Annotated in this window: 8 protein-coding genes; all 8 read right to left on the bottom strand. The window is 54.7% G+C overall.

What is annotated here, in order from left to right; translation table 11 throughout:
- Positions 1-172 precede the first annotated feature (172 nt).
- The 8 genes from Poly41_RS22080 to Poly41_RS22045 all read right to left on the bottom strand — a co-directional run bounded on the left by Poly41_RS22080 (position 173) and on the right by Poly41_RS22045 (position 7,608).
- Positions 173-1,138, bottom strand: a complete 966-nt coding sequence (locus Poly41_RS22080) for a glycosyltransferase family 2 protein (protein WP_146528926.1) — start codon at positions 1,136-1,138, stop codon at positions 173-175.
- Positions 1,139-1,161: 23 nt separating this feature from the next.
- Positions 1,162-2,322, bottom strand: coding sequence for a glycosyltransferase family 4 protein (locus Poly41_RS22075; RefSeq protein ID WP_146528924.1), 1,161 nt, complete (start codon positions 2,320-2,322; stop codon positions 1,162-1,164).
- Positions 2,323-2,328: 6 nt separating this feature from the next.
- Positions 2,329-3,459 carry a DegT/DnrJ/EryC1/StrS family aminotransferase gene (locus Poly41_RS22070; protein WP_146528922.1) on the bottom strand — a complete coding sequence of 377 codons (1,131 nt, stop codon included), beginning with the start codon at positions 3,457-3,459 and terminating at the stop codon, positions 2,329-2,331.
- Positions 3,456-4,238: a class I SAM-dependent DNA methyltransferase gene (locus Poly41_RS22065; RefSeq protein WP_146528920.1), complete on the bottom strand. Its 783-nt coding sequence runs from the start codon at positions 4,236-4,238 to the stop codon at positions 3,456-3,458. The genes Poly41_RS22070 and Poly41_RS22065 overlap by 4 nt, the downstream gene beginning before the upstream one ends.
- Positions 4,235-4,687, bottom strand: a complete 453-nt coding sequence (locus Poly41_RS22060; protein ID WP_146528918.1) for a cupin domain-containing protein — start codon at positions 4,685-4,687, stop codon at positions 4,235-4,237. The genes Poly41_RS22065 and Poly41_RS22060 overlap by 4 nt, the downstream gene beginning before the upstream one ends.
- A 26-nt stretch (positions 4,688-4,713) precedes the next feature.
- Positions 4,714-5,814 carry a hypothetical protein gene (locus Poly41_RS22055; protein ID WP_146528916.1) on the bottom strand — a complete coding sequence of 367 codons (1,101 nt, stop codon included), beginning with the start codon at positions 5,812-5,814 and terminating at the stop codon, positions 4,714-4,716.
- 22 nt (positions 5,815-5,836) lie between these two features.
- Positions 5,837-6,805 carry a phosphoglycerate dehydrogenase gene (locus tag Poly41_RS22050; protein ID WP_197231516.1) on the bottom strand — a complete coding sequence of 323 codons (969 nt, stop codon included), beginning with the start codon at positions 6,803-6,805 and terminating at the stop codon, positions 5,837-5,839.
- Positions 6,806-6,909: 104 nt separating this feature from the next.
- On the bottom strand, positions 6,910-7,608 hold the full coding sequence (locus Poly41_RS22045) for an acylneuraminate cytidylyltransferase family protein (RefSeq protein ID WP_146528914.1): 699 nt from the start codon (positions 7,606-7,608) through the stop codon (positions 6,910-6,912).
- Between the last annotated feature and the right edge of the window lie 15 nt (positions 7,609-7,623).

The raw sequence follows: 7,623 nt of genomic DNA, 5'->3' as shown, positions 1-7,623 counted from the left end.
ACTTGGGCCATCAGAGCTCGGATAGAAGAATGGGGAACCGGATCGTTTAAACGCAAACTCAATCAACAACCACCCCAACACAACAGTCACTTGACAGCAGCAAACATTTCATAGAAGTGGACGAGGCCACGAGTCCCGTGTTGCAGGACTCGTGGCCTCGTCCACGCGTTCGTTATTGATCCCGCGATGCTTGGTAGAATTTGGGACGCACGTAGCGTGAAAGCAATCGAGCGAGCGCCCCGAGGGAACGTGTCGAGCAGGCAACGCGAGGTTGTTTTAACGATCGCCAAAAGATCTCGCAGGCCGCCCCCAGCGGCGACCGGTCTCGATCGTCAAGCGTTTTGATCAGGTAATCGTTCCACGGTTGCCGACGGCGGCCAAGCCGCGAGGCGGATGCCAATTTCGGCGACAGAGCCGACTCGAGCTTGTCACGAATTTGAGCCGACTCCATCAAGAACCGGTTGGCTTGCACGTCGTCCTTCGCAAACTCGACCACGGTCTTGGAATCGGGATGCAATCGAAAGGCTGCACCGACGGCTTGACTGTAATGAACCCGCGGATGTGCCGCGAGGTAGCGGATCAGCAAGTCCCAATCGAATCCATAGTTCAGCGATCGATCGATCCCACCACATCCCCGAAGCATCGCGGTGCGAAACCAAAGCCCGGGTTGGCAGAACGAGTAGCGATCCGAACGCAGGATTGCCTTCGCCGAGAGGTTCTCATTTCGCATCGGGTACGATTCGGTGTCCTGACCAAATACCGACACCGGAAACGTGTACAAGTCGATGTCGGGGGTAAAATTGGCCGCGAGTTCATGAAGAGCGCCCGGCATTAGCAAGTCATCCGAATTGATCCAATTGAAAAAATCGCCATCCGCCAGATTCAACCCTTTGCAAATGGCATCCGATTGCCCTTCGTCGGGTTCTCGAATCACCTGTGTGATCTGCTCGCTGTATTTGTCTAAGATCTCGCCACTTTGGTCGCTGCTGCCACCATCCACAACGATGTACTGCAAGTTCGGATAGTCTTGCTGCAGGACGGATTGAAGCGTCTGTTCAAGGAAGTCGCCTTGATTGTAGCTAGGCGTGACCACGGTTATCCGTGGCGTCGAATCAGACTTGGCTGCAAGAATTGGCATCGCTGTGTATCGACCTTCACTGCTCATCGGGTAGAAGGCCAACAACGTCGATAGGTGGCGAATCGGTCAAACAACTCGAACAACTCGCGGACATAGTGATCCATCGTCAAGTGTTCGACCCATTTGCGTCCCCGCTCAACCCATTGCGTCCGCTCCGCTTGGTCTTTCAGCAATCGATCAATCGCCGCCGCCATTTCATTCTCATTCGCGGGAGGTACCAACAGAGCCGCATCCCCAAATTGCTCTTTGCTTCCAGACACCTCCGATGCAACAACGGGACAGCCCAAACTCATCGCTTCAAGAGGTGGCAAATTGTCGGGACCGAAAAGACTTGCGTAGACGAGTGCTTGGGCATGCTCGTAGAGCCAGCGGAGGTTCTCATCGCTGACAAACCCTGGTGTCATAATGGACACGCCGAGACTTTCGGCGGTGTCCGCCACGTACTGTTTTGTACAATAATGATCAAGGTTCGCCGACCCTGAAAATACAACGGTCAAATTCTTATGACCGTTGTCTTGTAACCGTTTGAGAGCATGAAGCACTGTCACATGGTTTTTGTGAGGCCAAAACTGGGCAGGATAAAACAGGAACGGTGACTCAGGAGCCCAATCGGGTTTGATCGACTCCGATGCGACGAGCGTTTGTGGAACGAAAAACGGGATGATCGAGATCCGATCGGGATCGACACCAAAAAAGCGTTCGATCTCTTGTTGGCCGCGTTGGGTTCCCGTGATCACGCCCGCGGCACGGCGTAGAACGGTACGGTAATGTTGTTGACGATTTTTCCAGGTCCATCCCTGATGAGAGACTTCGGGAAAAAACGGCAGCACTCGATGTTCGAGATCCCAACAGGTAACGATGTAGGGAACGTCTTCGCACAGCGTGCTGGGGTGAGCGGAAAACACCAAGTCAATTCCAGCCGCCTGCAGCGAGGTTCGAATGGCAATCGATGGATCCTTGGCGAAACCGGTCCGTTGAAGCAGCAAACTCGTCCGAGTGACAGGGACCGGTTGCGGAACCTCGACATGAGGAAGATCGACCGTTCGACGATCCGTGCCACCGAGGATGCAGAATTCATGCTTGCCGTTTTGGGCTTTCGCAATCGCGTTGACGACTTCAAACTCAAAACGAGCGCTTCCTCCCAATTTCCGAGAGTATTCGGCCGGGTAAATTCCAATCTTCATCTTGACTCACCCATCGATACGCGAAGCACCCGACAAGATCGACTTGACCGCATCACATACTTCGTCAATTTCGTTATTCTTGATTCCCAGTCCACTCGGCAAATACAAACCACGCCGAGCCAATCGTTCCGCTACGGGGAAAGACTGCCCTTGAAACAACCCCATCGATTCAAAGATGGGCTGCTGGTGCATTGGCCAAAAGAAGGGTCGAGTGCCGATCTTTCGTTTCGCTAGGCCTGCGGCAAGATCTTCCGGAGTCAAAGCGACCGCATCTGATATCACGATCCCGAACACCCAATAGATATTCTCAGCAGCGTCATTGCGAGTAAGCGGCAATTGAATCTCCGATGCGTCCGCAAGTCGCTGCTGATATCGCAATCCCATTTCGCGTTTTCGCTGCACATGCTGTGGCAACTTCTCAAGCTGTGCAAGTCCAACCGCCGCCTGCATGTTGGTCATCCGGTAATTCCAACCCAGTTCATGGTGGACAAATCGTCGCTCAGGCTCGAAGCACAGGTTGCGCAATTTCCGACACCGCTCGGCAATCCGATCGTCATCGCATACGACCATGCCCCCTTCGCCACAAGTCACATGTTTGTTGGGATAAAAGCTAAACGTGCTGATCAAACCAAAGCTGCCGCAGGGGCGGTCCCGGTGGGTTTGACCGTGCATCTCTGCCGCATCCTCAATCACGATCAAGTTGTGTCGCTCCGCCAGCGCGAGTATCGCATCCATCTCGACGGGGAGCCCGTAAATGTGGACGACTAAGATCGCTTTGGTTTTGGAGGTGATCTTCTGCTCGATCGCTTGAACCCTCATGTTCCAAGTGTTCGGATCGCTATCGACCAGCACAGGCACACCGCCTGCTCTTACAATCGATGCAGCGGGCGAGATGATCGTGAACGTGGGCAGGATCACTTCATCGCCTGGCCCGATCCCCGCAGCGGCCACCGCGATATCCAATGCGCCGCTGCCATTGGCACAGGCAATCCCATGCTTGCGCCCAACCGTGGCGGCGAATTGATCCTCAAATCGCTTCACGAACGGTCCTTCGCTGCTAATCCACTGGGTCTCGATACACTCGAGCAGGTACTTTTTTTCATTTCCGTCAAGCAACGGCGTGTTCACCGGAATCATGGTGTTAACCTTTTCCTCGCCACGAAGGTGACGCCCCAGGTGTCGGAGGATGCCGTCGCACCGTCGATCCACTGTTCGCTGTGGACGAGCTCCATCCCTGCCGCATCCGCGAACAATGCCAATTCGGGTGCGAAGAAGTATCGCATTGGGTGAGTTTCCGTGAATGTTTCCGTTCGGCCATCGGCTTTGCGGGTCACCATGACCGTGTAGCAAACCTCCACCCGATTTCGATTGACGTCAATCGTCGGTTCCGCGATTCGGAGCACCCTGACCGCATCGTCCTCCATACGTTTGACCCGGACGCTCGGCAAAACGCTCAACACTGCCGGGCCGTACCAGACATCGAAGACAAAGATTCCATTCGGTTTCAAATGATTCGATGCCGTACGAAAGACCGCCGTGACATCGTCGTTCGCCGTTTGGTAGCTGACAACATGAAACAACGACATAACGGTTTCGAATCGCTGCGTCAGTTCAACCGTTCTGGCGTCGCCTTGCAGGAATTGCAACTTTCCGCTTGCCACGGAGGTGACCGTTGCCGCGCGTGATATGGCGGCTTTGATCATTTCAGCGCTGCGGTCGATCCCGGTAACACTGATGCCCTGTTCGGCAAGCAGACAAGCGTGTTTGCCTGTTCCGCAACCAAGTTCCAAACTATCCTGAGCCCCCCAGGCGAAGCGATCGAACAACGTGCGGATGTAGGCCGCTTCGGCAGTGTAATCCTTGTCCTTGTACAACAGGTCGTAGTAGCGACTATAAGCAGCAAACGTATCGCTCACGATGATTCGCTATCGGTTGGCGGCAACTTAATTTTCTCCTCCGAAACCGGATCGAAGCGTGTCTTGTCTTGGTCACCTGAATAGGGCCCTTGTTTGACTTCGATCATCTCGCTCGGCTCAAGCATCTCGAAACCATGACCGCCAGCGGCCAGCAGGATCACATCGCCAGCCAACAGGATGCGGCTTTCCAGGTAGTGTCGCCCATCGGTATAGAAATCAACGCGAACCTTGCCCGATCGGATCAGCAAGACCTCTTGGGTCCAAAGCACTTCTCGCTCGACCGGATTGTGAACATGCGGGTCAATCTTATGCCCCGTCGGCCGGTTCATGTAGCCAAGTTGTTGGGAAAACATGCTGGGCGTGAAGAACTCAATTCCCTCGGAGCGAAAATCGGATCGGATGATGATCGCGATCGTTTGATCCAAATGCTTGATCTGCTCAATACTCATGATGGACGACGTTTCGTGTTGGAGGTTCAGCGAGATTCGGCAATCGGAATCAACCGCCGATTCGCGAGCGCAGGCGAGGTCGATGGACTCAGTAACGCAAACTGCCAACCCGCGCCTTCAGCATGGTCAAACGCTTCGGATAGGGCGTCCCCTTGGACCGCATTGACATACTTGAGCGGGTTGCTGGCGGGGACATGATGATCATAAAACGCAGGATACTCGCCACGCATCGTTTCGATCATCCCTGGATAAGAAACCCGTGCTGAGTTTGCCCAAAAATGCTTGTCGTTGGGCTTGCGACCGTCAAATCCGAGCAGATGAACCTGTTTGGCGAGCGAACAGGCTACGGGGACCAACATCTGGCCGAGCACATTGCCGGTCGCCGCAAACTCGTAGGTTTCCGCGATGTCCCTCGTGAAATCGATCCCCTGGCCCGTCGGTAACGCAACACATCGATCCGCCACATCCGCAAACTCAGCTTGGATGCGAAACCGAAAGAGATCGGGATACAAAAAGACGGTCGTGCCTTCCTTCATCCGATCATGTAAGTCGTTTCGAAATGCAACCGCATGACCCGAATCACCAAAATGGTAGAGCGCATCGCCGGCAACAATCACATCAGGGCGAAGATGCGAGAACAATTCCGGATCTTTGCAAATCGTATTGCAAACCACACGGTACCCGTCTGAAAAATCGTGGGAGTACGCAAGATCGAGCGAGGGACCGGTTCCAAACACATAGGCTTTTGACAACGGATCGGCTTTGATCTGATCGAAACAACGCCGCAATCGTTCATGATTCTCTCGCTGGTCCGATTCCGCCCAAGGACGAATCGCATCCATCCCCTGAAACCAGCCCCATTGTGCGAGGGGATTCGTCAGAGGGTCTACGGAAAAGTGTGGGCGTCGACGAGCCGGAAAAGTCGTGGCCGCATCATCGTACCCCCCCGTGGTCAGCAGCACGTCGTACCACAGCGGCAACATGCTGACTCCCACCCGGTTCGGCGAGCGTTCCAAGCAATCGAACCTCGCAACCTGCAACGATGCAGCACTCTCGGCGGCTCGTCGCACCACGGCGCGCGTCTCGCTCGGCAATTCGGGATCGATCAAGACCGCAATTCGTTTCATTTCGTTCGCTCGCTTTTTCACCTTATCGAGACGGCTGCTTCAATTGTTCCACCAGCAACGCGACCGCTTTGTGAGTCGTCCGATCGACCGCTTCCGCGGTGTTGGATGCATTATGGGAGCCAAACAAGCAATGCTGAAACTGCCTCAGCGGGCTATCCGACGGCAACGGTTCTCGCTCGAACACCTCCAAGGCGGCTGACTGCACTTGGCCGCTCGCCAGTGCATCGCACAATGCCGATTCATCGATCAAGGGACCTCGCGAAACATTCACGATCCGAACGCCTCGCTTGCATTGCCTCAACAGATCCGCATTGATGAGTCCGCGGTTTGCAGCGTTCATCGCACAACAAACGATCAAGAAATCGGCCTCCCCGATTCGGCGAGGCCACTCCAACCTTTCGACTTGATTTTGCAGATCCACAGGTGTCTGGGCGTTGGGGTCGTAAACCAACGGCTTGACGCCACTGACCAGCAACCGCCGCACGGTTGCTTGTCCAATGTCACCCAATCCCAGCACTGCCGCGGTGGTACCACGCAAACTGAGCCCGGTCGGCTTCGGCCATTGTCCTTGATGGACTCCATGGTTGATTTCGAACGTGTGACGAGCTAAAGCAATCACGTAACCCATTGCCACGTCGGCCACTTCATCGCCAAACATGCCTGGCGTGTTTTGGACATGCAGTCCACACGCCTTCGCTCCGTCGAAGTCAACGTTGTCAACCCCGACGCCCCATTTCACCGCCGCCCGCAGCCGGCCATTGGTACCTGCCCGAAACACACGTTCGGTCGCAGGATCGTCACCGATGATCCAACCATCGTAGTCCTTCAACATCGCGATCAGTTCGGATTCGCTCAGCTCCTGAACCATTTCGGGGCAAGTCGCCTCGATTCGATTTTTTTCCAGAATCGCTTGGTAGCGAGCGATCGCGCGTTGCATCGGGGGGCAGGTCACAAGCACCTGTGCGACATGTTGGCTGTCGGTACGATCCATCAAAGCAAAGCCTTTAGCAGGTTAAGGGGAGAGGCCACGAGCCTGATCGTTTTACGAACCAGTGACAAGAAAGGTTTGGTATCGCATGTCCAGCGACAACCCGATCACGAGTTCTCGCTCCGCCATTGCCCCTTGGCAACCGTTTCGGCCAAATCCCAACCCTCGGAATCGTCAATGTCAAAGGACTCCAATTTTGGCGTTTCAAAGAGCATCGGCTTTGCACCGATACGCGCGTTGGTCTTCGCGAAGCTCGGTTGGGAAAAAAGATAGAGGTTCGAGTTTTCCTCGTACCAGGGTTCAAGGTCTTGTGTGCGAATCAGGTTATTCGGGTCGTGATTGATCGCCGAGCCATCGGCTCGATAAAACCTCGCTTGAAACGGATTGACCGTGAACAAACTGTCGGCGGTTCCGGCTGCGACCCCTTGTTCGTAAGCATCCAGCGCCGCATTGATCGTCGCAGCACTCAGCAGTGGGTTCGTGGCGTGCGTCATCAGATAGGTCCGCGCGCGTATGTTTTCGATGTCGTCGGCTAAAACACGGTTCATGCTGACGAAATCGCCACAGATTTCTGGCTTGCGATCTCGAAGCAACACTCGCGAGGATTCCACCAAACCATGCTCGAGGAGCATTTCACGGGCGTCGGTATTGATCACGACCTGATCGATTCGATCGACAGACAGCAACGAATCCAAAATCCATTGAAACAGCGGTTTTCCAGCAAAGTCCCTGAAATTCTTCCCGCTGACCCGTTCGCTATGCGCCTTGATGGGCAGCAGTGCCACAAATTCAAATGTGTTGTTCATTGGTTCGATCGCTTG

This window comes from Novipirellula artificiosorum (genome assembly GCF_007860135.1).
GTDB classification, from domain to species: Bacteria; Planctomycetota; Planctomycetia; order Pirellulales; family Pirellulaceae; genus Novipirellula_A; species Novipirellula_A artificiosorum.
The sequence above is the reverse complement of the archived record's forward strand: the minus strand, read 5'-3'. Positions and strand labels throughout refer to the sequence as shown.